The sequence below is a fragment of the Actinacidiphila sp. bgisy160 genome (assembly GCF_965342435.1).
In the GTDB taxonomy this organism is placed as follows: domain Bacteria; phylum Actinomycetota; class Actinomycetes; order Streptomycetales; family Streptomycetaceae; genus Actinacidiphila.
Genome location: NZ_CBDRCM010000013.1, coordinates 68,669 through 92,702, shown reverse-complemented (window position 1 = coordinate 92,702; position 24,034 = coordinate 68,669). Strand labels below are relative to the sequence as shown.

The window sequence follows — 24,034 nt, the reverse complement described above, 5'->3', positions numbered from 1 at the left end:
CCTTGCCAGTCCACGGGACGGTTGAGCGGATCCGCGCCCATTCCCGCCGCCGTCGCGAGCCTGGAGGAGCACGAGCCCGCGGCAAGCCGGGACCGGGCGACCGAGAAGAACTTCCGCCCGGGCCGCCTCAGCGAGCGCCGACCGGTCGCACCCGGCGAGCGTGCCGTCCACCGGTACGTGCTCCGGGCGCGGCCGCCGCTGCCCCGTGCCGAGTCGGGGCGCAAGCGCCTGGACCGCACCGACTGTCGCGCCGATGACGGCAAGGGCGGCGATCGTTCGAGTACGGCAGGACATGCGGACCGAGCGGGCCGATGTACGAGCGGTGACGGGTCCACGGCGGTTCACGCCCCGAAGTCAAAGAAAGCGGTGTTGCGGGTACGCGGGGCCTGAGGCCCGCGCCCTGGAGCGCGGGTGCGTAGGCGGTTTTCGATATGCCCACGATATGTGGCGGCTCGTAGCCTCGAACCATGCGAGTGCTGATCGTCGAGGACGAGCCGTATAGGGCGAAGGCCATCCGTGACGGGCTGCGCCTCGAAGTAATCGCGGCGGATATCGAGGGCGACGGCGACACCGCTCTGGAGCTGCTGAGCGTCAGCGCGTACGACAGCGCCGTCCTGGACCGGGACATCTCCGGACCCAGCGGGGGCGCGGTCTCGGCGCTGCGCAGGCGGCTGGACGGGCCCTGGTTGATCACCGCCGTGCCCGGTGCCGGGTACCGCATCGACATCCAGCCCGGAGGAGGCGACTGTGGATAGGCAGCCCGGGTTCAGTGTCCGGATCAAGCTCACCCTCAGCTATGCGGGCTTCCTCATGGTGGCGGGCACTCTGCTGCTCGCGGCGGTCTGGATGTTCCTCCTGGCGTACGTCCCCGAGCGCGCGATGCTCACGAACCAGGACCCCGGCGCCCTCAGCGGTGTCTTCCCTATCCGATCCCGCCTCCTGCACGAGTTCGCCCCCAAGGCGGCGTCGGTCATGGTGTTCCTGCTGTTCTTCGGCCTCGTCGGAGGCTGGTTGCTCGCCGGCCGGATGCTCGCCCCCCTGACCCGCATCACGGATGCCACCCGCCTGGCCACGAAGGGCTCGCTGTCCCACCGGATCAGGCTGCCGGGACGCAAGGACGAGTTCCGTGAACTCGCCGACGCCTTCGACACGATGCTCGGTCGGCTCGGGGCGCACCTCGAGGAGCAGCGGAGATTCGCGGCCAACGCCTCCCACGAGCTGCGTACGCCGCTGGCCATCTCCCAGGCGCTCCTCGACGTGGCGCGCAACGATCCGACGCAGGATCTCAGCGAGCTTCTCGACCGACTGCACACCGTCAACACCCGGGCCATCGACCTCACAGAGGCGCTCCTCGTGCTCAGCCGGGCCGAACAGCGGTCCTTCACCCGGGAGCCGGTCGATCTGTCGCTTCTCGTGGACGAGGCCGCCGAGACGCTGCTCCCGCTCGCCGAGAAGCGCGGTGTCGCCCTGGAGACCTCCGGTGACATCGCCACGGGCTTCGGTTCGCCGGCGCTGCTGCTGCAGCTGACGACGAACCTCGTGCACAACGCGATCGTCCACAACCTGCCCGACAAGGGCTCCGTGCGGGTCGAGACCGGCGTGGGCGTCGAGAGCGTGCTGCTCACGGTCGAGAACACCGGCGAGAAGCTCCCTCCGCAGGTGGTCGCGACGCTCACCGAACCGTTCCAACGCGCCACCGAGCGCACGCACAGCGACCACTCGGGGGTCGGCCTCGGGCTCGCCATCGTCAAGCGGATCACCGAGGTGCACGACGGCACCCTCACCATCATCCCGCGCCCGGACGGCGGGCTCCGTATCGCCGTGGAACTGCCCGCAGCACTGGCCCATCTCATCGACAGGACGTCTGATCAGTGAGCCAGGCAGTGCGAGAAGTCACTGACGCACCCCAGTGAGCGGCGCCGGCCGTGAGGACAACGGCCTGCGCCCGCGTGTCCAGGATTCAACGGGGAAGGGCGATTTCGCACCAGACCACTTTGCCGCGGCCGCTGGGCGAACTTCCCCACTCGCCGAGAGCGTCCACGATGATCAGGCCGCGGCCGTGTTCTGCCTGAGCGTTCTCCTCCTCGCGAGCTGAGAGGGAGGAGGGAAGCGGTGGTGTCACGTCGCTATCACGGACCTCGAGGCGGATCCGATCCGGCTGCAGACGCAGCCGCAGCTCGACGTAACTGTCGGCATGAGTCAGGGCGTTCGTCACGACTTCCGACGCCATGAGTTCCAGGTCGTCCGTCATCGCTTCCAGATGCCAGCTCCTCAGGCAGTCTCTGACGAACTCGCGGGCGGCTTTGACGCCGTGCAGATCGTGCCGCTGGATCTCCATCCGGTTGGCCCGGTGCTGTGGTCCTGTGCCGGCGCAGAGGGCGAGGAGGAGGGCGACATCGTCTCTGCGTTCAGGGGGAGAGGGCACCATGGACGTGAGACGGTCCGCAAGGTCCTCCAGGCAGTGTTCGGCGCCCTTGCGGCCGGCGGAGGCGAGCATCCTGCCCGCACTGGTGACCGCGTCAGGCCCGTGTGCCTTGCTGAGGCCGTCGGTGTACAGAAAAAGCACCGTCCCCGCTGAGAGGGTCGCCTCAAAGGCCTGATAGGGCACGGGTGACGGCACGCCCAGGGGAACGCCGATGAGTGTGTCAAGCGTTTCGATAGTGCCGTCTGGACCACGGATCAGCGGCGCCGGGTGACCGGCCAGGGCCACCTCGGCCGTCTCGTCGGCCGGATCCAGATAGACGACACAACACGTGGCCAGCAGCTCGCTCTCCAACTGAGTGAGCATGGTGCCGGCGCGTGTCAGCACCGCTTCCGGGCGGTGGCCCTCGCTGACGTACGCGAGTACTGCGCTGCGCATCTGCCCCATGACCACGGAGCTTTCGATGGAGTGGCCCTCGACGTCACCGATGACCAGCCCGATGCCTCCGGACGGCAGGGCGACCACGTCGTACCAGTCCCCGCCGCTGTTTCCGGAGGGAGCGGGCAGGTAACGAGCGGTGGTGACCACCTCCGGCAGGTCGGACAGGGCGCGGGGCAGCAGCCGCCTTTGCAGGCTCTCGGCGAGAGCGTGCTCGCCTTCGCTCAGGAGAGCCCGTTCCAATGCCTGGCCGAGCGAATCGGCCATCATCATCATCACTGCCTGTGCTTCCGCACCGAAACGCCGGTGCTCTGCCCACCCGAGGGAGCAGACACCGACCGGGTGCCCGCTCGCCCGCATGGGCAGGTGTGCCCACGCCTGATTGCCGTCGTTCTGCGCGTCGGGGTAGGCCGTGAGCAGGTCAGCACGCTGTGGGAAGAAGTACGGGTCGGAGCCGCGCAGGACGTCGGCCACAGGAGTAGCCCTGTTCCTGACAGCGCTGGATCCGTGGAGCTGCCTGACCGCTTCCGAGACCGGGCCGGAGTGTCCGACGACCCACAGCCTGCCGTCGGCGACGACCGTCACGATGAGACTCTGCGCACCGAGAGTGCCCATCATTCGTGACCGGGCGGCTTCCACGACTCCGTGCGGGGTCACCACCGAGTTCAGTTCGTCGGCCAGCCTGAGGACTTGGTAGATCCAGCTCAGGCCGGCCGAGCCGGGTACATCGGGCAGTCCCCACCGGGTCGCAGGTTCGGTAAGGGGGCTGCGTGGCTTGAACACAGGGAAGATCAGCGGTTGCCTCCCCGGCCGTATCGCCGTTCCGCCTGCAGCCAGGACTGCCAGCTCGCGCGTCAAGTTCTCGCCCACTTCCCGCAGCCTCTTACGCTGGTCTTCGCTGAGAACGCCGTCCCTCCAGGGGATCCGGCTGACCGCCAGCGCCCCGTACCGGTGGTCCGGGTCGGCCAGGGGTACGGCCACCACTGCGTACGGTGCCCGGACGGGGCCCACGTCGTCCGGACGAACGCCCGGTTCTCCGATGGCGGTCGTCCTTCCGGTCCGGCACGCCAGCGCTGAGGCCCGCGGCCCATGCAGCGGCATGCGCTCTGGCATATTGAAGACGGCCGGCGGCGTACCGCCGATCACCGCGGCGCTCAGCCACTCGCCGTCGTCCTCGAGTAGGTAGGCGATCCCGGCCACCGCGTCGAACTCGACCACCGCCTGGCGGATGGCAGCCACCAGCAACTTGTCCAGGGCCTCGGCGTTCGCCGAGGGATGTGCCGAGCGAGCGCTGCTGCCCTCAGTGTTCTGTCCCGCGATGCCGCTCATCCGTGCCCCCGTTCCAAGCGACGACTGTCACCCGGTCGGCCAAAATGATGATCACCACAGCGGCACGACCTGGGTTGCGTGGCGTACTGCGTCATTTTCAGTTCCACTCCTGGCAGCCTGGGCGGTGAACGGGTCGGGTCAGGGGTGAGCGACGACGGCCACCGGCGCGGCGCTGTGATGCAGGACCGCGTGCGTGACCGGACCGATGTGGCTGCCGATGGCCGAGCGGCGGATGCGGCGGCCGACCACGACCAGGCAGGCGTCGGCGGAGGCGTTCACCAAGTGGTCCGCCGCCCGGCCGATGACCTGGTGGGCGTGGACGTCCACCTCGGGGTACTTCAGCAGCCACGGGCGCAGGGCCTCGGTGAGCGCCGCGTCGCGTTCCGACGTCGCCGCCTTGATCAGATCCGGCAGGACCACGCCGGAGCCGTGCACGTTCGGCGGCAGGGTCCAGCCGTGGACGACCTGCAGGCGGGCAGCCCGATCCGTGGCGGCGTCGAAGGCGAAGGCGAGCAAGTCTTCGTGGGGCCGGTCCAGGTCGAGGCCGAGGACGACATCCCGGTACGCCGTGGCGACCGATGCCCGCCCGTCGGCGTCCGGCAGGTGCTCGTGCGCGGCTGTTTTCCCGGCCCTGACCAGGACGACCGGGCGGTGCACGGCGGCGATGACCGCCAGCGCCACGGAGCCGACGAGGAAGCCGGTGATGCCGTGCAGGCCCCGGGAGCCGAGCGCCATCACCTCGGCCTGGCCGGCGGCGGCCGCGAGGACCGCCACCGGCTGCCCGGCGATCTCCTCGGAGGTGATCTCCAACTGCGGGTACCGCTCGCGCAGGGCGGTGGCCGCATCCCTGGGGACAGCAGCGGCCCAGGCGCGCATGGCGACCGGCCCGGCAAGCGGTGCGTTGGCGTACGCCTGCCACTCCCAGGCGTGCAGCAGCCGCAGGGGCAGACCACGCAGAGCAGCCTCCCTGGCCGCCCAGTCGGCGGCCGCCAGGCTCTCGGGGGAACCGTCCACACCGGCGAGGACACAACGCACCATGGCGATGACCTCCTTGCGGGAGTCGGGGCGAGGCAGGTGGTTGGCCTCTGCTCTCAGTGTTCCTCGATGGCCCGGCCGGCGGGATGGGCCGCAGGTCCCCGCAGGGGCCCGGTCGGCCCATCCCGCCGACCGGGCGGCGACGACTCGGTGAGGTCCGGCAGAGGCGGGGTGCTGACGACGCGGTGGTGCCGGTGCGATGGGTGTCAGCGGAGCCAGGCGTGGTCACGGACCAGGGGCAGCCGGGCCCAGACGCGGCCCAGGCCCCAGGTGGTGCCGGCGGAGGCGGCGGCGAGGGCGACCAGCACGACCGCGTAGATCAGGTGGTAGTCGGCGAACGGGTTGGTCGACATGCTGGGCGATCCGTCGGCCAGGTGCCGGGCCGGGGGCCACTCGGCGACCCACATCAGGGCCATCATCACGGTCCCGGCCAGGGCGGAGACCCGCAGGGCCACACCGCTCAGGACGGCGACGCCGATGCCGAGCAGCCCGAGCATGAACAGCCAGTCCGCCCACCCGGCGCCCGCCCAGTCGTGGAAGGCGGACCGCATCGGGCCGGCCGCGACGCCGCTGAGGAAGCCCTTGGTCGGCGAGCCGCCGTCGATCCAGCCCTTGCCGGAACCGGTGGCGTAGCCCAGGCCGAAGGCCTTGTCGAGGAAGGCCCACAGGAAGACGAAACCGGTCAGGACGCGCAGGACCGCGAAGACGTACGCGCGGGCGGAGGTGGCGGACGTGGCGGCCGTGGCGGCAGCCTCGCCGGACGGGGCGGTGCCTGTGACGGCGGCCTTGCGCCGTGCGGGGAGGCGGAAGCCGGTGTGCCGCTGGGGGTGTCCTTGGATGGCCATGGTGCCGATTCCTTCCGATCCGTGGAGGCGTGAACGTGGTGGATTCGTTTCGTGCTCACTGTCCCGCGAGATGAGGTGCCCCGCCGTGGGCCGAAGGCCCACCCGTAGGGGGCCGAACGTCCCTGCTACGGCGGTCGGTTGGCGCATCAGGGGGCGTACCGGCCATGGCGCGGGGCTGCTCGCGTGAACGAGCGGTCGACGCCGGATCCGGTACCTGCGTGGCGAGCAGGAGGAACGGACGCCCAGCGCGATGTACGTGGCCCGCGCCCAACTTGTGGAAGCGGGACATCGAGTCGACGGTGACCGGGCCCCGGCCCGCCCCCGGGTCCGGCGCAGGCGAAGCGACGGGAGCGTCCGGCTACCGTCATCTGGCCGAATGGCGGCGGAGAGCGTTCGAGGCGGTCCGGATCCCGCTATGTTGAAGCTGGTCAGAGCTGCTGCTGCGCCGGATGGAGGATCCGTGGGGATGGAAGGCAGCGAGGGCGCCGAGCGCCTGCCCCGGCTGAGGCTCGACGAACTCCTGGACGAGTTGCAGGTGCGCATCGACGCGGTGCGCGGCACCCGGGACCGGGTGCACAGCCTGCTGGAGGCGGTCCTGTCCGTCGGCAGGGAACTGGACCTACCGCACGTGCTGCGCCGGATCGTGGAGGCGGCGGTCGCACTCGTGGACGCCGAGTACGGAGCCCTCGGGGTGATCGGCGACGACGCGAAACTCGCCCAGTTCCTGACGGTCGGCGTGTCGGACGAGCAGGCCGAGGCGATCGGCCCCCTGCCATCCGGGCACGGCATCCTCGGTGAACTCATCCGGCACCCGGAACCGCTGCGCCTGGAGGAACTCTCCCAGCACCCGGCCTCGTACGGCTTCCCCGCCAACCATCCCCCGATGCACTCGTTCCTCGGAGTGCCGATCCGGGTCCGCGATGAGATCTTCGGCAACCTGTACCTGACCGAGAAACGCGGCAGCAAGGAGTTCGACGACGAGGACGAGACCGTGCTGTCCACCCTCGCCGTCGCCGCCGGCGTGGCCATCGACAACGCACGCCTCTACCAGGAGGCCCGGTCCCGGCAGCGATGGCTGGAGGCGAACGCGGAGATCACTGCGAGTTTGCTGTCGGGGGTCGAGGAGTCGCGCGTCCTGGAGCTGATCGTCGAGCACGCCCGCGGCATCACGAGCGCGGACCTCGGCGTGGTGGCCCGCCCGGTCGACGGGACGACGGACATCAAGGTGGCGATCGCCACCGGCACCGACGCGGACATGCACCGTGGCCTCACTCTGCCCCGCGAGGGATCGTTCGCGGGTGCCGCCATGGAGGCCAGGGAACCGATCACCAGCCCGGACGTCGCACACGATCCGCGCATTACCGCGGGCCCGCCCCGGTTCGCCGGGCTCGGTCCCGCGGTGGCCGTCCCGATGAGCACCCCCCAGGGGGTGCGCGGCGCACTGCTGCTGGCCCGCGCCCAGGGCGGGCCGCAGTTCGCCGACACCGAGACAGCGCTCCTGCTGGCGTTCGCCGGATCGGCCGCACTCGCCATGGAACTGGCCGAGCGGCGCCGCGGAGCGGAGCAGCTGGCCCAGCTCGAGGACCGCGACCGCATCGCCCGGGACCTGCACGATCTGGCCATCCAGCGGCTGTTCGCCACCGGCATGACCCTGCAGAGCGCGGCACGATTCGTGGACCACCCACAGGCGAGCGAACGACTGTTGCGCGCGGTGGACGACCTGGACGAGACCATCAAGATCATCCGCTCGACGATCTTCGGGCTGCGCGCCCATGACATGGGCCCGGCCCGGCAGGGTCTGCGGGTGCGCACCGCCAAGGTGGTCGAGGAGGCCGTGCCCGCCCTCGGGTTCACCCCCGCGCTGCGCATGGAGGGCCTCATCGACACCGACGTACCCGCCTCCGTGGCCGACGAGGCCGTCGCGGTACTCGGCGAGGCACTGTCCAACGTCGCCCGGCACGCCCACGCAGGCTCAGCCGAGGTGGCTCTGGTGGTCGGCTCCGGAACCCTGACCCTGACCGTGACCGACGACGGCGTGGGACTGCCCGAAGGCGGCCGGCGCAGCGGCCTGGCCAACCTCGCCCAACGGGCGGAGAAGCTCGGCGGGACATTCACCGCTCAGGCGCGGGCCTCCGGTGGTACCCGACTGGAATGGCGCGTACCCGTGAGCCGGTAGACGGAGGGGCCGGTCGTCCCGGCGGCGGGGGCCGTGTGGCGCGGTCTCAGCTGTGGGAGCCGGCGTCCCCGCCGGAGGGCTGGTGCTGTGTGGCGAGCACGGCGGCCTGGATGCGGCGCTCGACGCCGAGTTTGGACAGCATTCGGGAGATGTGGTTCTTGACGGTCTTCTCGGACAGGAACAGCCGTTTGCCGATCTCCCGGTTGGTCAGTCCCTCGCCGATGAGTTCCAGGATCTCCCGCTCGCGGGGGGTGAGTGCGGCCAGTGCCTGGTCGTGCGGTTCGGGCGGTTCGTCCTGCTGTCGCAGACTGCTCATGAGCCGGGCGGTGGTGGCGGGGTCGAGCATGGACTGGCCCGAGGCCACCGTCCGGACCGCGGAGACCAGGTCGGAGCCCTTGATCTGTTTCAGCACGTAGCCGGCGGCGCCGGCCATGATGGCGTCCAGCAGGGCGTCGTCGTCGTCGAAGGACGTGAGCATCAGGCAGGCCAGTTGCGGCATGCGCGAGCGTAGTTCACGGCAGATGCTGATGCCGTCGCCGTCCGGGAGGCGCACGTCCAGGATCGCCACGTGGGGCCGCAGGGCGGGCCCGCGGGCCAGTGCGTGGTCCACGGTGCCGGCGTCCCCGACGACCTCGATGTCCGGCTCGGCGTCGAGCAGGTCGTGCACGCCCCGCCGCACCACCTCGTGGTCGTCGACCAGGAACACCCGGATCGGCGTCTGCGGTGAGAACTGCCCTGCACCGGTCATGCCGGCCCCCTGCCCTGTCTCGCTGTGCTGTGGTCCCATGACCCTGCGATCGTCGCCCACAAGCCCCCCGCACGCCAGGGCCGAACGGACCCATCGGTGACGGAGCGGGCAGGTCAGGGGACGTCGATGCGGCGTCCGCTGATTGCTTCGACATCGATCCGCACCCACATGCTGCGGTCGTCGTCCCCCGGCCACGGCCCGCTGTACACGCGTTTCGCGAGGTGGTGCAGGGTCTCCGGGTCCTCGACCCGGTGGGCGCGGCCGCGGACCAGGACGCTCCAGCCCTGGCTGAGGGCCTCGTCCACGTGGTCCACCTCGAAGACGACTTCGGTCCCGACGACCTCGGCGGGGCCCGAGTCCGGTGCGGTCCTGAAGACGACGGACCGGTCGATCACGCTGTAGTTCATCGGCAGGATGGCCTCGCGGCCGGGAGTGGTCACCGCGACCCGGCCCACGCCATGACGGTTCAGGTGCGCCCAGCACTCCTCGGGACTCAGCTCCAGCAGTCGTGCGTGCGACGAGGCGCGACCGAGGCGGCCGGGTGGAAGGTCGGCCTCGCCTCCGCTGAGCGCCACGACCGTCGTGTCCAGCGCGGCGGCGAGGGTCCCCAGCGTGCCCAGGCCGGGAGCCGCGGTGGACTGCTCCTCGATGAACCGCAGATAACTGGTGGCCATCCCGGACCGGGCCGCGACCTCCTCACGGGTCAGCCCGAGTTCGTCGCGCCGCTTGGCCACGCGCCGCCCCAGGTCACCCGGGGCGGCCGGAAACGGATTCGATGCCATGCCGCTCACCTCCTTGTCGCGAGGCCCTGGACAGAGATCAGAGATCCAGGAAGCTCCCCCTTTGTTGAGCGTGCCCCCATTGCGGTGTCCGCACCAGGGCCGATCGGTCCCACGGGCGGGCGAGAACGGCCTGCCCGGCCCACCCGGACGGTCTTTTCGGCCCCTGCTTCGCGGCCTGGCCCCGTGCGACCGTCACCACAGGGAAAGGGGGAAACGGCCATGGGTGACTCGGTGAGGTTCTGGCGCTGGAGGCGCAATCCGCTGCGACGCGGAACGGATGTCGCGGAGGCATGGACGGGAGTGGCAACCGCGGTGCTGATCGCCGTCGGCGGCCCGGCGGCCGGTGCCGTGACGGCTGTCGCCGTGGAAGACGACGCGCTCCGCCAGAGTCAGGGATTGCGCCAGGTGACGGCTGTCGTGACCGAGAAGGCCGCCGACGCGGTGGAAAACGACTACACCGCCTCCACCGGCAAGGTGCATGCCAGCGTGAGGTGGACCGCGCCCGGTGGAGCCGAGCACACCGGCAGCGCCCGGGTGGACCCGAACACCCAGGCCGGCTCCACCACAGGTGTCTGGGTGGACAGCGACGACGAGCTTCGGGAACCGCCGCTCACCCCGGTGCAGGCCCAGATGCAGGGCCAGGTGTTCGGCGTCTTCGCCGCCATCGGTGCCTGCGGGCTGGTCCTCGCGGGCCGCTGGGCCGTCCGGGTCCGCGTCCACCGCCATCGCGCGCAGGCGTGGGACCGGGAGTGGGCCGAGGTCGAGCCTGTATGGGCCCACCGGAGGGCCTGACAGCACGCGCGCCGTAGAAGGGCCCGGCGCTCGGCGATTCAGTCCCAGACTGCGTCTCAGTCCCAGACGGCGTCGACGACGCCCTCCACCGCGCGGGCGAACCGGGACGCCACCGGCATCAGCGACGGGTCCCCCGGCCTGCCGGAGAAGTGGACGACGCCTTCTTCGACGCGGGCCCGCACCGCCGAAGGCTCACCGGGGAACAGGTAGGCGACGATCTCGCGGTCCACCTCCTCGGCGATCTCCTCGTCCGGGCGCAGGAAGACCTTCAGCAGGTCGCCCCGGCTGACGATCCCGCACAGCATCCCCTCCCCGTCGATGACCGGCAGCCGTTTCACGTGCCGAAAGGCCATGGCCCGTGCCGCCTGAGCCAACGTGGCGTCGGCGTGCACGCACACGGCAGGCGCGCTCATCAGCTCGTCGGCGGTGGTGGCGCCCGCCTTGCCCAGATCCGCCAGCCGCCGCATCTGCTCGCCGCGGGAAGGGGCACTGTCGCGGTACTCCTCCTTGGGCAGCAGGTCCGCCTCGGACACCACACCGACCACCCGGCCCTCACCCTCCAGAACGGGCAGGGCGCTGACCTTCCAGTGCTCCATCGTCGTGACGATCTCCTTGAACGAGGCGTTCCGGCCGACGGCGACGACGGCCTCGGTCATCACATCGGACACGATGTGCGGGCTGCCATGCATGGGTCCTCCTCGGGGCACGTGCCCGTCTCAGCGGTCGGTTGTGCTGCCGGCAGGCCCGTAGAGGTCGAGCAGACGGGTACGGGTGTGCTGGAGGCGGTGAGCGACGATCTCCGCCACCCGGCGGGACACGGCCCGGCCGAAGACCGGATCCGCCTCGCACAGCGCCCGCACGATCGTCGCGTCGTACTCCACCGCCCGCACCGGGCTCTGCGCCTGGGCACCCAGATGCCAGCTGTACGGGGGCAACAGCCACGACCAGCCGAGCAGGTCGCCGTGGCCGAGGGTCTCCACCACGGCGGCTTGCCGGCCGGGAACGTGCAGGTCCAGGGCGACCGAACCGGTGTGGATGACCCAGAATCGGTCGGCGCGTTGTCCCTCTTCGAAAATGCGTGCCCCGGCCGCGAAGGACACCTCGCGGCCCAGTTGCCTCAGGCGCTCGCGGGCCTGCGGCGGCAGCGCATCCAGTAGGCCGGTGGTGGTTGCGGTGGTCATCATGACCCTCCCTGCTGCAACCCGCCGTGTCGCGGCGGCGGGGGATCTGGCGGGCGGCCGTCCGGCGCCCTTCACCTTCAGCCTGTGCTCTGGCGACGGCCGGGCGCTGGGGCCGACCGGCCTGTTGTGGGGCCCGGCCGGTACCGGCTTGCCTTGCCGCCGCGGCCCTGCCCGGAGCGTGCGGTCAGCCGATGGATCCGACCTCGCCCGGATCGGGCCACGGCAGCGCGAACACGATCCGCAGGACGGTGTCGCGCCGGTGTGCCTCGTCGGCCGCCCGGTCCAGGGCGCGCACGGCGGGATCCGATCCGTCCACTCCCACGACGACCTCCCCGTGTGGCATGTGGAGCCCTTCGTGTGGGCTGATCCCGGTGTCGGTCATGGGCGTGTCGTCGTCGTGTCAGCCGACCACGATGCGGCGGCCCGTCACGCTCTGCGGGGTGATGCGGATCCACAGGTCGCGGTCCCCGCCGGCCCACGGCCCGGTGTAGGCGTGCTCGTTCAGCCGCCGGACGGCCGCGGGGTCGGTGACGGTGTGGGCCATGCCGCGGACCAGGACGCTCCAGCCCTGGCTCAGGGTGTCGTCCACCTCGTCGACCTCGAAGGCGCACTTGGTGTCGGTGGCTTCGGCGGGGGTGGCGGCCGCAGAGGTGCGGAAGGCGATCGTGCCGTCCGCGACGCAGTAGTTGACCGGCAGCACGGTCGGTCCCTCGGGCATCGGCAGGGCGAGCCTTCCCACGCCGTGCGAGGACAGCAGGTCCCAGCACTCCTCGCTGCGCAGTTCCACCAGTTCCGCGCGGGCCGCCGCCTGCCCGCGGCCGGGCGGCAGAGCGGCCTCGCCGCCGCTGAGGGCGGACACGCTGGTGTCCAGCGCCATGGCCAGCCCGCGCAGCGTCGCCATACCGGGAGCGGCGGTGGAATCCTGCTCGACGTACCGCAGATAGCCCGGAGCGATGCCCGTGCGGGCCGCCACGTCCTCCCAGGACAGCCCCAGCTCCTCACGGCGCATCGCGATGCGCCGCCCGAGGTCCCCCGGCGCGGTGGCCGTGGAGTGATTCGTCATGACCGGTCAGCTCCTTTCCCCGAGACTCAGCCGGTGAGGGCCACCGCGGTGTGCTGCGGGCCGCCGAGCACGACCTTGAGCGCCGCGGTGTCGGCCGCTCGTCCGAATACGTCGTAGGCCTCCGCCATGTCGTGGAGTTCGAAGGCGTGGGTGACGAGGGAGGACGCGGCAGGAAGGCGTCCGGCTGCCATCATGCGTAGCAGGACCGGGGTCGAGTAGGTGTCCACCAGCCCGGTGGTGATGGTCACGTTCCTGCTCCACAGGTCCTCCAGGTGGAGGGTGGCCGGCGCGCCGTGCACGCCGACGTTGGCCAGGTGGCCGCCCGGCCGGACGATGCGCGTGCACAGCTCGAAGCTGTCCGCAACGCCCACCGCCTCGATCACCACGTCGGCACCGAGTCCATCGGTCAGGTCGTGGACCAGCCGCTCCGGCTGTTCGGCGGCGTTGGCGACGGCCTCGGCCCCAAGGCGCTTGGCCGCGTCCAGACGGGCCTCCGCCAGGTCGATCGCGATGATCCGGTCGGGGGAGTACAGCCGGGCCGTGATGATCGCGGCCAGCCCGATGGGACCGCCGCCGACGACGGCCACGACGTCGCCGGGCCGCACGTGGCCGTTGAGGACGCCCACCTCGTAGGCCGTGGGGAAGATGTCGGTGAGCAGCACCGCGTCCTGGCTGCTCACCGAGGCGGGCAGCGGGTGGAGGGAGACGTCGGCGAACGGCACGCGCACGTACTCGGCCTGCGTTCCGTCGATCAGGTGCCCCAGCACCCAGCCTCCACCGCCCACGCACTGCCCGTAGGCGCCTTCGCGGCAGAAGCGGCACCGGCCGCACCCGCAGATGCAGGAGATCAGGACGCGGTCTCCGGGACGCACCGTCGTGACAGCGGTACCGGTTTCGACGACCTCGCCGACCGCCTCGTGCCCCAGCACGGTGCCGGGGCGCACGTCCGGCACGTCTCCCTTGAGGATGTGCAGATCGGTGCCGCAGATGGTGACGGCGTCGACGCGGACGACCGCGTCGCCGGCGTCCTTGATCCGCGGATCCGGCACCTCCTGCCAGCGGGCCTGCCCCGGCTCCTGGAAAACCCACGCCTTCATGGCCTTCCCCTCCTTCGGGTGCACTCGTGTCCTGCTGCCAGGTTCGTGCGCGGCGCCAGACCGCCGCTTGGGCCGGTCGGACCCGTCACGGGGTCCGACCGGCTCGCCGACCGCTCCTGACCGATGCCGGAATGCCGGAATGCCGGATCCGCGTACCGACACCGGAGGAATCAGCGGCTCGACCGCCAACGAAGCAACGCCTGAGGAGACGTCACACCCGGCTCGTGGTGGGGTCGAAGCGCACATCGACGACACCCTCCACGGAGCGCACCATCCGTGCCACGACCGCTACCAGGGACCGGTCGGCGAGCAGTCCACTCACCGCCACGATCCCGTCGGCCACCCCCCGATGGCCACGGACTGCCACGTCTCGGGGAGGAGCCCGACCACGACGATCCCCGATCCCCGAACCTCACGGGCGATGTCCTCATCGGTGCGGAGGAACACCTTGAGCGGGTCGCCCCGGCTCACCACGCCCTGCGGCGCGCCGTCGGCGTCGACCACGGGCAGCCGCTTCACGCGGTGCAGGGCCATCATCCGCGCCGCCTGCGCCGGCGCTGACACTCATGGCCGCCTCCTTCGGCGAAGGACGGACAAGCCCTCCCGCACCGGTCTCGGAAGCACCGGCACCTGCTGCCATGGGGCCACCCGGCCCCGTGGAGGGGCCCAACGCCCTCTGTGCTGCCCGGGGCTGCGGCGGTCTGCTGGAAAAGGAAGGCACGACTGAGGGAGGCTGCGATGCTGCACGACCGGCTCTCCACCGGCCCGGCCCCGATCCGCACCCGAGGCGGCTGCGAGATCACCGTGTCCCGGTTCGACCCCGCTGAGCTGCCCGTCGGCTCGGGGCGGATCATCCTGGACCTTCCGCAAGAGTGCTTCGGTGAACAGCGAAGCTGGGCGAGCCTGACGCCCGCCGAGGCACATAGCCTGGCCGGTCTGCTGACAACGCAGGCCCGCGCCGTCGAGGAGGAGGAAGCGCGACGAGACGAACCGGCCGGGCACGGTGACGGTCCGCTGGAGGTGCGCCGCATCAGGGGAGACCACTACGCGACCGTCGTACGTGGGCACCGGATCGACACCGACCAGCCGCTCACCGCGGAAGGGACCGACGAAGGCCCCACCCCAGTGGAACTGTTCGTGGCGTCCCTCGCCTCCTGCGTCGCCCATTACGCCGGCCGCTACCTGGACCGGCACCACCTGCCCGGCGACGAGCTGCACGTCAGCGCCCGCTTCACCCAGGCGCCCGGCCCCACCGCCCGCATCGGCACCGTAGGCCTGCGAGTGACGATTCCCGGCCTGCCGCCCGAGCGCGCCGCCGGACTGCTTGCCGTGGCCCGGCACTGCACCGTCCACAACACCCTGGGGGCACCGCCCGAGGTCACCTTCGACCTCACCACCGGCACCGGGAGCACACCGTGAAGGTCTCCCAGTTCATGAACACACCGGTCATCACCATGCCTGCCCGGACCCCCGCGCGGCAGGCAGCGCTGCGCATGGAGGACGCGGCAGTCGGATCCGTCCTCGTTGCCGAGGCCGGCCGGCTGCTCGGGATCGTCACCGACCGCGATCTGGTGGTGCGCTGCCTGGCACAGGGCGCCGACCCGGACACGCCGGTCTCGGAGCTGATGTCGGCGCCGGTGACCACGGTGGACGTCACCGACGACATCGCCGACGCCTACCGGACGTTCCGTCGCTGCGGCGTGCGACGTCTGCCGGTCCTGGACGGTCACCGACTGGTGGGGGTGCTCACCGTCGACGACCTCTTCCTCGACGTCTTCCAGCATCTGGCCGATCTCCTGGGACCTGTGGCCTGGACGGTCCTGAAGGAGCCGCCCGACGACGGCGCCACCGAACTCGCGGCGATCACCAGGTGATGGTTCCACCGGGCCGCCATGATGGGGTTGTCGACCCGGTACATACCGTGACGTGCAGCTGGCCCGGACGAGGTGATCCCGTGGGACTGGGCACGAACCACGACACGACGCCGGCCCTGAAAGGGCTCCCGCAGGGGGAGGCGGAGCAGCGGCTCGTCCGGTACGGCGCCAACGAGGTGGCGCCGCCACCACCGGCTCCTCTGCGGCGTCGCGTGGCACAGCAGTTGCGGGATCCGCTGATCCTGGTCCTGCTCGTGGCCGCTGTCCTCACCCTGGCCACAGGCGACCTTACGGACGCTTGCGTCATCCTGCTCGTCATCACCGTCAACACGGCTGTCGGCGTTGCCCAGGAAGTCCGTGCGGAACGTGCCGTCGCGGCGCTGACGGCGCTCAGCGCACCCGCGGCCCGCGTCGTCCGCGACGGTGAGGAGCGCCGCATCCGGGCGGTGGACGTGGTGCCCGGGGATGTGGTGCTGCTGGGGGAGGGGGACATCGTGCCCGCGGATGGCGAGGTGGTCGAGGCGGCGGCACTTCTGGTGGACGAGTCGTCACTCACCGGCGAGTCCGTCCCGGTGGACAAGGACGCCGGCGGCACGGCGGCGTCGGGCACCGTCGTCGTACGTGGCCGGGGCGCGATCGTCGTCACCGCCACGGGAGCCGCGAGTGCAACCGGCCGCATCGCCTCCCTGATGGGTACGGCACCCGGGCCGACCCCACTGCAACGCAGGCTCGCCGGCTTCAGCCGGGTCCTCGCCGCCGTCACCGTCGTGCTGTGCGCCGTGGTCCTCACGATCGGGCTGCTGCGCGGACAGCCCGTGGAGCTCATGGTCGTCGCCGCGATCAGCCTGGCCGTCGCGGCCGTCCCCGAGTCCCTGCCCGCCGTCGTCACCCTGGGCCTCGCCCTGGGCGCCCGGCGGATGGCCGCCCGCAACGCCATCGTCCGCCACCTGCCGGCCGTGGAGACGCTGGGTTCCGTCACCGTCATCGCCACGGACAAGACCGGCACCCTCACGGAGGGCCGGATGGTCGCGGAACGGTTGTGGACACCGGTCGGCGAGGCCGAGGCACGCGGCAGCGGCTACGACCCGGCCGGCCAGGTGGTGCGGGACGGCGCCGCTGTCACCGCGGACGACGCACCCGACCTGGCCCGCCTGCTGCGTGCCGCCCTGCTGTGCAACGACGCCGGGCTGCAGCCGCCGTCCGGCACTGACGGCGACACGGCCTGGCACGCCCTGGGTGACCCCACCGAGGCCGCCCTCCTCGTCGCCGGCGCACGGCTGGGCCTGGACCGGTCGGCACTCGCACGGGAACTGCCACGCATCGACGAGGTGCCGTTCGACAGCGGCCGCAAAAGGATGACCACCGTTCACCGCGGACCGCACGGCGGCTGCCTCGTCGTGTCCAAGGGCGCACCGGAGGTGATGCTGCGAGCCGGCATCCTGGACGATGGCCCTCATGTGCTCACCGCGGCCGCCAACCGGGCCGACGAGCTGGCACGCCAGGGCTACCGGGTGCTCGCCGTCGCGGCCGGGGACCGCAGCCCGCGCCCTTCGCCCGGCACCCCCGCCGACTGGGAGACCGGACGGTTGCCGCTGCTCGGTCTCGTCGCCATCCTCGACCCGCCCCGCCGCACGGCTGCAGACACCGTCGCCGCCTGCCGCACCGCCGGGATCGTCCCCGTCATGATCACCGGAGACCATCCGCTGACCGCGGGCGCTGTCGCGACCCGCCTCGGCATGCTCGGCGGCGCAGACGGGGCCGCCGTGACCACCGGGGGCGACATCAGGCACGAGACCGTGAGGAACCTCACTGACGCCCGGGTCTACGCCCGTACCACCCCCGAGCAGAAACTCGACATCGTCCAGGCATGGCGGCGCACCGGACATGTGGTCGCCATGACCGGAGACGGAGTCAACGACGGCCCGGCCCTGCACCAGGCCGACATCGGTGTCGCCATGGGACGCCGCGGTACCGAGGTGGCCCGGCAGGCAGCCGACCTCGTACTGGCCGACGACGACCTCGGCACGGTGGTCTCCGCCGTCGAGGAAGGCCGCCGGGTCTACGCCAACGTACGCCGCTTCCTGCTCTACGCCCTGTGCGGAGGCACGGCCGAGATCCTGGTCATGCTCCTCGGCCCCTTCCTGGGCATGCCGCTGCCGCTGCTGCCCGCCCAGATCCTGTGGATCAACCTGCTCACCCACGGCCTGCCCGGGGTCGCGCTCGGCGCCGAGCCCGCCGACCCCGCGGTCATGCGCCGCCCACCCCGGCCACCAGGCGAGAGTGTGCTCGGCGCCGGGCTGTGGTGGCGGATCTTGCCGATGGGCCTTTTCGTCACCGCCGTCACACTGCTCACCGGCATCTGGGCCCACGGCACCGGACGCCCTTGGCAGACGATCGTCTTCCTCGTCCTCGGCGCCACCCAGCTCGGCATCGCCCTCGCATCCCGGGCCCGCCACGGCAGCTGGGCCAACCCCTTCCTGCTGGTCGCCGTCGCGGCCGCCCTCGCCCTGCAGATCGCAGGGGTCTACCTGCCGCCGTTGCGCGTGCTGTTGGGAACCGATCCGCTGTCGCCGGCGGACCTCGGCATCGCCTGCGGCCTGTCCGCACTCGGCTACCTGGCGATGCGCCTTCAGGCCCGGCTTGTCCCGACGAGGTGAACGAGCGCCCGGCCCGGGCGTCGGCCCACTTGACAGGGGGCGGGCACGGTTCGGGCCGGCAGGGGAAACCGCCGGCCCGGATCTTTCATGGTGCGTCGTTCTACCCGAATTCGCCTTGTCGTACGCCGTCCCGGAAGGCTGCCCATTCCTCTGCGTCGAACCGCAGGGGCGGCAGTTCGGGGCGGGCGGAGTCACGGATGGCCACGGATCCGTCACCGAGGTCGGCTACCTCGACGCAGCGGGGCCTGTAGCCATAGGGACATGCGGTGCTCTTGACCCAGTGCGCCTGGGTCAGGTCACGCGCGTACAGGTCGCTCTTTCTCGCTTGCATGGCAAGCTCCAAGCGGTAGTCGGTCGTACCTTTCTTTCTTCTTCCACACTTGCGCTTTCCCCACGGTTGTGCAACGGCAGTTGCCCGCCCCATGAACCCCGAGCGAGCGCCGCCACGGGTGCGCGGTGCTCAGGGGGCGTGGGCGGCGAATCCCGAGGTGCGCCAGGTGCGGCCGTCGGGGAGGACGGCGAGCGCCTCGTATCCGTCCAGTGCCTCCAGCCAGGCGTGGGATCCGTTGCCGCGGGCGAAGGCCGCGGTGGCGTAGGCGTCGGTCATCGTCAGGCCCGGGCCGATGACCGTGAGGGAGACCAGCTCGGTGGCGGGCCCCGCGTCGTGCGGGTCGAGGATGTGGGCGCCTCGCTCGGCGGTGCCGGAGGTGGCGATGGCGAGGTCGCCGCTCGCGGTCACGACGGTGGCCGGCGCTCCCGGGCGAAGCGGGTCGGCGATGCCGATGCGCCATGGTGTGCCGGGGGCCGCCTGGCCCCGCAGGCGGATGTCGCCGCCTCCGTTGACGCAGGTGTGGTGTGCGCCGGCCTCGTGGAGTATCCGGGAGGCGTTCTCGGTGGCCCAGCCCTTGACGAGGCCCGAGGGGTCGAGGGTGCCGCCGGCCGTGATGCTGAACCAGCCGTCGCTGTCGTGGGTCGCCCGGGCGCACAGATCCAGCACCTCGCGCACCTCGGCTGGGCAGTCGGCGAGGCCGATCTCGCCGCGGCCGAGCCGGCTGACGGCGCTTTCCGGCCGGTACGTGGAGAAGACGGCGTCCACGGTGTGCACATGGCGGACGGCACGGTCGAGGCCGGCGCGGATCGCGGACGTGGCCCGGTCCCGGACGTCGAAGGAGAAGACGGTGCCCATGACGTGTTCGACGTGGTGCAGTCCGCGGGCGGGATCACGCACGGGCCCGGTCCAGAGCGCTCTGCAGGGACTGGACGTACCCCTGGCTGGTGTAGCTCGCCCCGGAAACGGCGTCGATGCGGGCGCTCTGGGCACCGAGGGCCTCCTGCGTGAGGCGGGGCAGGGCGTAGGAGGCGATCTGCCGGTCCCTGCCGTTCTCGTCGGGCGCCTGGAGCACCCGGACGGCGGTGATCTTCCCGTCGGCGAGCGTGGCGGCCACCTGCACCGTTCCGTAGGGGGTGCCGACTGGCATACCGGTGAAGGTGCCGGTGGCGGCGCCGTGGCCGCCGGTGGGCGCCGGCTCCGACCGCTGCGGCGTGCGCGACGCCGACGAGGGGGCGGGACCACCCGCCGCCACGGAGGGCTGGTGGGGTTTGAGGAAGAGCATCCCGAGGATCAGGGCACTGGCCCCGGTGGTGGTGAGCACGGCGCGGCGCATGCGGTTCTCCTCAGAACGCGAACGACTCGTGGTGGATGCGGCGGGCGGGAACGCCCGCCTCGCGCAGGGCCCGTACGGCGGCTTCCGTCATGGGCGGCGGGCCGCAGAGGTAGACGTCGTGACCGGCCAGCCCGGGGACGAGAGCGGACAGCGCCTGCGCGGTCAGGGGGGAGTGGTACCGGGCGGGGTCGTCGACCACGTAGTGCACCGTGGCGCCGCGCCGGTGCGCTATCGCGTCGAGTTCGCCGCGCAGCGCGAGGTCCTCCGGTCGGCGTGCTCGGTAGACGAGGGTCACCGGGCCGGGCAGGGTCTCGAAGAGGGCCCGCAGCGGAGTGATGCCGACCCCGCCCGCCAGGAGGAGGACCCGCGAGGCGGTGCGCCGGTCCGCGGTGAACGCGCCGTAGGGGCCTTCCGCCCACACACGGGTGCCCGGGGCCAGCCGGGCCAGGGCGGCGCTGTGGCCGCCCGCGGCCTTCACCGTGATGCGCAGGTGCCGGGGGTGGGCCGGGGCGGACAGCGAGTAGGGGTTGGCGGTCCACCACAGCCCGCGGGCGAGGAAGCGCCAGCGCAGGAACTGTCCCGGCGCGCCGCCCAGCTCGTCCAGGTGCTCACCGGCGAGATGGACCGACACGATCCCGGGTGCTTCGGGGTGGACGGCGACGACCTTCAGCTTGTGCCGCAGCCCGCGCCGGAGCGGGACGGCGAAGCGGTACCAGGCGACCAGGGCGGCGGCGCCGGCGTAGAGGGCGTACCAGGCGGCCTGGGCGGCCCGGTCGCCGACGAAGTCCGCTCCGTTGGACAGCTGGTGCCCGAAGGCGAGGAAGATCGCCAGGTAGGTGGCGAAGTGCAGGTAGTGCCAGGTCTCGTAGCTCATCCTGCGGCGGGCGGCCCGCGCGGAGAGCGCGCCCGTCGCGACGAACAACACGAACCCGGCGGTGCCCTTCAGGAGATCCGGATAGTCCAGGACGAGTGTCGTGGTCTGCCTCGTGAAGGAGGTGTGGGTGGCGGCGGAGTAGCCCCAGACGATCAGCAGCGTGTGGGCGAGGGCCAGCGAGACGGTGCAGCGTCCGCCCCAGGCGTGCCAGCGGGCGAGCCGGTCCGTTCCGACACCGTGGTCGATGAGGGGGACGCGGGCCATCAGGACGAGCAGGACCGCGCAGGCGTATCCGGCCACGAGGCCGGTGATGCGGCCCGCACCGGTGAGCCAGCCCGCCGGACCGACCACCGAGGTCGTATCGGCCCACCACAGCGCCAGGACCCCCGCGGCGCCCGCCCAGATCGCGAGTGGCGCGAGCAGCGGGACGGGACTGCGGCGCGGCCGCCGGTGGTGCAGTCCGCGACCGGTGCGCGTGGTGGTGGAGGTGGTGGCCATGGGGCTCCCAGGAGCGTCATCGTCGTCGGGCGCCCCAGCATCGCCACCCAACCTCTGTGTTTCCTCTGATCCGGGCGGCCCAGCGGGAACTCAGAGGAAACGCAGAGGTGCCCCGGGCCCGCGGGGGCGCGTGCGCGAGGGATGCTGTACTCACCATGGAAGACAGCCGAACAGCACCCCCCGGCATGCACCGCCCCGACGGGAGCCCCGTGCGCGTCCTGGTCGTCGACGACGAGCCCGATGTCACCGACGTGCTCTCCGCCGCCCTGGCCGCAGAGGGCTGCCAGGTACGGACGGCCGCCGACGGGGCGTCCGCGCTCACCACCGCCCGGGGCTTCCGGCCCGACGCGGTCGTCCTTGACTGGATGCTGCCCGACGTCGACGGCCTGCACGTCCTGCGAGAGCTGCGGCGCGACGCCGACCGCGTGTGCGTGCTGTTCCTGACGGCGCGTGACGCGGTCGAGGACCGCGTCGCGGGCATCACGGCGGGCGGCGACGACTACGTGACCAAGCCCTACAGCCTGGAGGAGGTCATCGCCCGGCTGCGGGGTCTGCTCCGCCGGGCCGGGATGACCGCCGGGACCGACGTGAACCGGCTGGTCGTCGGGGACCTCACGATGGACGAGGAGGCCCGGGAGGTCCGCCGGGCCGGCACCCTGGTCGAACTGTCCCGGACCGAGTTCGAGCTGCTGCGGTTCCTCATGCGCAACCCGCGCAGGGTGCTGTCCAAGAACCAGATCCTCGACCGGGTCTGGGCGTACGACTTCGGTGGCCAGGCCCATGTCGTCGAGCTCTACATCAGCTATCTGCGCAAGAAGATCGACGCGGGACGCCCCCCGATGATCCACACGGTCCGAGGCGTCGGATACGTCCTCAAGTCCGAGGCGCCATGAGACGACTTCCTCCCCGCACCCTGCGGGGGCAGCTCACCGCCGGGCTCCTCGTCCTGCTGGCCGTGGCGTGCGCCGCCGTCGGTGTGACCACCGTCCTCGCGCTCAAGGGCTTCCTGCTGGGACGACTGGACGAGCAGCTCACGGCCGCCGGCGGGCGCTTCGCGGCCAGCCTGGAACACGAGAGGACGCCCGACGCGGACAACCGCCCCGACACCCGGGGGCAGGCCGACGCGACCTTCGGCGCCCGCCTGCTGGGCGGCGACGTCACCCATGCCGCCGTGGTCGACGACGCGGCCGACCGGCCCCTGGCGCTCTCCGCCGGCGACCGCCACGCCCTGGCCCGCGTCCCGGCCGACGGAAGGGGACACAGCATCCGCATCGCCTCGCTCGGCGCGTACCGCGTCACGGCGGTACGCGGCGACGACGGCGACGTACTGCTCACCGGACTTCCCCTGCACCCCGTCGAAGCGACGCTGCACCGCCTCGAAGCCGTGGAAGCCGTGGTCTTCGGCGCGGCACTCCTCGCCACGGGCATCGCCGGGACCCTCTGGGTCCGGGTCAGCCTGCGCCCCCTGCACCGGGTCACCGAGCACGCGTCCGCTGTCGCCCGCCTGCCCCTGGCCAGTGGCGAGGTCGCCATGCCACGGCCCCTGCCGGACACCGACCCGCGCACCGAGGTCGGCCAGGTCGCCGCCGCGCTCAACCACATGCTCGGGCATGTGGAGGACGCCCTGGTCCGGCGCCAGGCCGGCGAGGAACGGCTCCGGCACTTCGCCGCCGACGCCAGCCACGAACTGCGCACCCCCGTCGCGAACATCAGGGGCCACGCCGAACTCGCCCTTCGCCACGGGGGCCCCGTCCCCGCCGACATCCGCCACGCCCTCGAACGCATCCAGTCCGAGTCGCAGCGCATGACGCACCTCGTCGACGACCTCCTGCTGCTGGCCCGTCTCGACGCGGGACGCCCGCTCGAGCACGAACACGTCGACCTGACCAGGCTGGTCCTCGACGCCGTCGACGACGCCCGCGCCGCGGGACCCGGTCACCGCTGGGTCCTGGACCTTCCCGAGGAACCCGTCGTGGTGCCCGGAGACGGCCACCGTCTACAGCAGGCCCTCGGGAACCTCCTGGCCAACGCCCGCACCCATACTCCCGCCGGTACGGAAGTGACGGTCGCCCTCACCTCGGACGCCGACGGCGCCCGTCTCACCGTCAGCGACAACGGACCCGGGATCCCGGCGGAACTCCAGCCCGAGGTCTTCACCCGCTTCGTCCGAGCCGACCAGGCCCGTTCGCGCAGCACGGGCAGCACCGGCCTCGGACTCGCGATCGTCCACGCGATCGTCACCGCCCACCACGGCACCGTCGAGGTCACCAGCCGCCCCGGGCACACCGCCTTCCGGGTGACCCTTCTCGATCGATCCGCCCGGGTGCGGGAGGGCCGGTAAGCCGAGTCGCAGGATGGGCTCGGCCGGCTGACGACCGGGCGGGAGGCGGCGCATGCTCGGATCGGCCGACGCTGTACGTGTGGTCGCGGCGGCAGCGAGGACTGTTGGTCGCTGTCGCTGTCGCTGTCGCTGTTGCTGTTGCTGTTGCTGTTGCTGTTGCTGTCGCGCCCGCGCTCGCCCTGCACATCGCAGCTGCCCGCCTGCCGCCGCTGCGCGCG

At 71.8% G+C, this 24,034-nt stretch carries 22 protein-coding genes and 2 pseudogenes; 9 read left to right on the top strand and 15 right to left on the bottom strand.

The genetic code is table 11. The features are described 5' to 3' along the window. Nucleotides 1–467 precede the first annotated feature (467 nt). Both ACRWNP_RS13945 and ACRWNP_RS13940 read left to right on the top strand, forming a co-directional pair. Nucleotides 468–656: pseudogene (locus ACRWNP_RS13945) on the top strand (response regulator transcription factor); the annotation flags it as partial. Between the two features lie 91 nt (nucleotides 657–747). Then, on the top strand, nucleotides 748–1,875 hold the full coding sequence (locus tag ACRWNP_RS13940; protein ID WP_431961491.1) for an ATP-binding protein: 1,128 nt from the start codon (nucleotides 748–750) through the stop codon (nucleotides 1,873–1,875). Between the two features lie 85 nt (nucleotides 1,876–1,960). Here ACRWNP_RS13940 and ACRWNP_RS13935 read toward each other — a convergent pair whose 3' ends face one another. The 3 genes from ACRWNP_RS13935 to ACRWNP_RS13925 form a co-directional block, all read right to left on the bottom strand. Continuing rightward, on the bottom strand, nucleotides 1,961–4,189 hold the full coding sequence (locus ACRWNP_RS13935) for a SpoIIE family protein phosphatase (protein WP_431961489.1): 2,229 nt from the start codon (nucleotides 4,187–4,189) through the stop codon (nucleotides 1,961–1,963). Between the two features lie 138 nt (nucleotides 4,190–4,327). Continuing rightward, nucleotides 4,328–5,227, bottom strand: a complete 900-nt coding sequence (locus ACRWNP_RS13930) for a universal stress protein (protein ID WP_431961488.1) — start codon at nucleotides 5,225–5,227, stop codon at nucleotides 4,328–4,330. Between the two features lie 203 nt (nucleotides 5,228–5,430). Further along, nucleotides 5,431–6,069, bottom strand: a complete 639-nt coding sequence (locus tag ACRWNP_RS13925) for a hypothetical protein (RefSeq protein ID WP_431961487.1) — start codon at nucleotides 6,067–6,069, stop codon at nucleotides 5,431–5,433. A 466-nt stretch (nucleotides 6,070–6,535) separates the two neighbouring features. Here ACRWNP_RS13925 and ACRWNP_RS13920 point away from each other — a divergent pair, with 466 nt between their 5' ends. Further along, the gene (locus tag ACRWNP_RS13920; protein WP_431961486.1) at nucleotides 6,536–8,245 is read left to right on the top strand and encodes a GAF domain-containing protein; all 1,710 of its coding nucleotides are present in this window, start codon (nucleotides 6,536–6,538) and stop codon (nucleotides 8,243–8,245) included. Between the two features lie 46 nt (nucleotides 8,246–8,291). Here ACRWNP_RS13920 and ACRWNP_RS13915 read toward each other — a convergent pair whose 3' ends face one another. Together ACRWNP_RS13915 and ACRWNP_RS13910 are read right to left on the bottom strand one after the other, a co-directional pair. Beyond that, nucleotides 8,292–8,993: a response regulator gene (locus ACRWNP_RS13915; protein WP_431961485.1), complete on the bottom strand. Its 702-nt coding sequence runs from the start codon at nucleotides 8,991–8,993 to the stop codon at nucleotides 8,292–8,294. 113 nt (nucleotides 8,994–9,106) lie between these two features. Continuing rightward, nucleotides 9,107–9,775, bottom strand: a complete 669-nt coding sequence (locus tag ACRWNP_RS13910; RefSeq protein WP_431961484.1) for a helix-turn-helix domain-containing protein — start codon at nucleotides 9,773–9,775, stop codon at nucleotides 9,107–9,109. A 219-nt stretch (nucleotides 9,776–9,994) separates the two neighbouring features. Here ACRWNP_RS13910 and ACRWNP_RS13905 point away from each other — a divergent pair, with 219 nt between their 5' ends. Next, the gene (locus ACRWNP_RS13905) at nucleotides 9,995–10,567 is read left to right on the top strand and encodes an Rv1733c family protein (protein WP_431961483.1); all 573 of its coding nucleotides are present in this window, start codon (nucleotides 9,995–9,997) and stop codon (nucleotides 10,565–10,567) included. 56 nt (nucleotides 10,568–10,623) lie between these two features. Here the strand turns inward: ACRWNP_RS13905 and ACRWNP_RS13900 are convergent, their stop codons facing one another. The 6 genes and pseudogenes from ACRWNP_RS13900 to ACRWNP_RS13875 form a co-directional block, all read right to left on the bottom strand. Next, the gene (locus ACRWNP_RS13900) at nucleotides 10,624–11,256 is read right to left on the bottom strand and encodes a CBS domain-containing protein (protein ID WP_431961482.1); all 633 of its coding nucleotides are present in this window, start codon (nucleotides 11,254–11,256) and stop codon (nucleotides 10,624–10,626) included. A 27-nt stretch (nucleotides 11,257–11,283) separates the two neighbouring features. After that, nucleotides 11,284–11,748, bottom strand: a complete 465-nt coding sequence (locus tag ACRWNP_RS13895; protein ID WP_431961549.1) for a Crp/Fnr family transcriptional regulator — start codon at nucleotides 11,746–11,748, stop codon at nucleotides 11,284–11,286. 184 nt (nucleotides 11,749–11,932) lie between these two features. Next, complete coding sequence (locus ACRWNP_RS13890; RefSeq protein WP_431961481.1) at nucleotides 11,933–12,130, bottom strand: universal stress protein; 198 nt, start codon at nucleotides 12,128–12,130, stop codon at nucleotides 11,933–11,935. Between the two features lie 18 nt (nucleotides 12,131–12,148). Continuing rightward, on the bottom strand, nucleotides 12,149–12,811 hold the full coding sequence (locus ACRWNP_RS13885) for a helix-turn-helix domain-containing protein (RefSeq protein ID WP_431961480.1): 663 nt from the start codon (nucleotides 12,809–12,811) through the stop codon (nucleotides 12,149–12,151). A 26-nt stretch (nucleotides 12,812–12,837) separates the two neighbouring features. Beyond that, nucleotides 12,838–13,908, bottom strand: a complete 1,071-nt coding sequence (locus ACRWNP_RS13880) for an alcohol dehydrogenase catalytic domain-containing protein (RefSeq protein WP_431961479.1) — start codon at nucleotides 13,906–13,908, stop codon at nucleotides 12,838–12,840. A gap of 211 nt (nucleotides 13,909–14,119) precedes the next feature. Continuing rightward, nucleotides 14,120–14,460, bottom strand: a pseudogene (locus ACRWNP_RS13875) (CBS domain-containing protein); the annotation flags it as partial. 186 nt (nucleotides 14,461–14,646) lie between these two features. Between ACRWNP_RS13875 and ACRWNP_RS13870 the strand changes: the two are divergent. The 3 genes from ACRWNP_RS13870 to ACRWNP_RS13860 all read left to right on the top strand — a co-directional run bounded on the left by ACRWNP_RS13870 (nucleotide 14,647) and on the right by ACRWNP_RS13860 (nucleotide 18,439). Continuing rightward, nucleotides 14,647–15,327: an OsmC family protein gene (locus tag ACRWNP_RS13870; protein ID WP_431961478.1), complete on the top strand. Its 681-nt coding sequence runs from the start codon at nucleotides 14,647–14,649 to the stop codon at nucleotides 15,325–15,327. Between the two features lie 14 nt (nucleotides 15,328–15,341). Next, nucleotides 15,342–15,782 (top strand): CBS domain-containing protein, encoded by a 441-nt coding sequence (locus ACRWNP_RS13865; protein WP_431961477.1) that lies wholly within the window; start codon nucleotides 15,342–15,344, stop codon nucleotides 15,780–15,782. A gap of 80 nt (nucleotides 15,783–15,862) precedes the next feature. Continuing rightward, nucleotides 15,863–18,439 (top strand): cation-translocating P-type ATPase, encoded by a 2,577-nt coding sequence (locus tag ACRWNP_RS13860; RefSeq protein WP_431961476.1) that lies wholly within the window; start codon nucleotides 15,863–15,865, stop codon nucleotides 18,437–18,439. A gap of 100 nt (nucleotides 18,440–18,539) precedes the next feature. Here ACRWNP_RS13860 and ACRWNP_RS13855 read toward each other — a convergent pair whose 3' ends face one another. The 4 genes from ACRWNP_RS13855 to ACRWNP_RS13840 all read right to left on the bottom strand — a co-directional run bounded on the left by ACRWNP_RS13855 (nucleotide 18,540) and on the right by ACRWNP_RS13840 (nucleotide 21,475). Further along, entirely contained in the window at nucleotides 18,540–18,770 is a 231-nt protein-coding gene (locus ACRWNP_RS13855) for a DUF397 domain-containing protein (protein ID WP_431961475.1), read from the bottom strand. A gap of 129 nt (nucleotides 18,771–18,899) precedes the next feature. Further along, nucleotides 18,900–19,625: an FAD:protein FMN transferase gene (locus ACRWNP_RS13850; protein WP_431961548.1), complete on the bottom strand. Its 726-nt coding sequence runs from the start codon at nucleotides 19,623–19,625 to the stop codon at nucleotides 18,900–18,902. A 34-nt stretch (nucleotides 19,626–19,659) separates the two neighbouring features. Beyond that, nucleotides 19,660–20,103, bottom strand: coding sequence for an FMN-binding protein (locus tag ACRWNP_RS13845; RefSeq protein ID WP_431961474.1), 444 nt, complete (start codon nucleotides 20,101–20,103; stop codon nucleotides 19,660–19,662). Between the two features lie 10 nt (nucleotides 20,104–20,113). Then, entirely contained in the window at nucleotides 20,114–21,475 is a 1,362-nt protein-coding gene (locus ACRWNP_RS13840) for a ferredoxin reductase family protein (RefSeq protein ID WP_431961473.1), read from the bottom strand. A gap of 155 nt (nucleotides 21,476–21,630) precedes the next feature. Here ACRWNP_RS13840 and ACRWNP_RS13835 point away from each other — a divergent pair, with 155 nt between their 5' ends. Next, nucleotides 21,631–22,368: a response regulator transcription factor gene (locus ACRWNP_RS13835; protein WP_431961472.1), complete on the top strand. Its 738-nt coding sequence runs from the start codon at nucleotides 21,631–21,633 to the stop codon at nucleotides 22,366–22,368. Next, nucleotides 22,365–23,816 (top strand): sensor histidine kinase, encoded by a 1,452-nt coding sequence (locus ACRWNP_RS13830; protein WP_431961471.1) that lies wholly within the window; start codon nucleotides 22,365–22,367, stop codon nucleotides 23,814–23,816. The genes ACRWNP_RS13835 and ACRWNP_RS13830 overlap by 4 nt, the downstream gene beginning before the upstream one ends. Nucleotides 23,817–24,034: the final 218 nt, after the last annotated feature.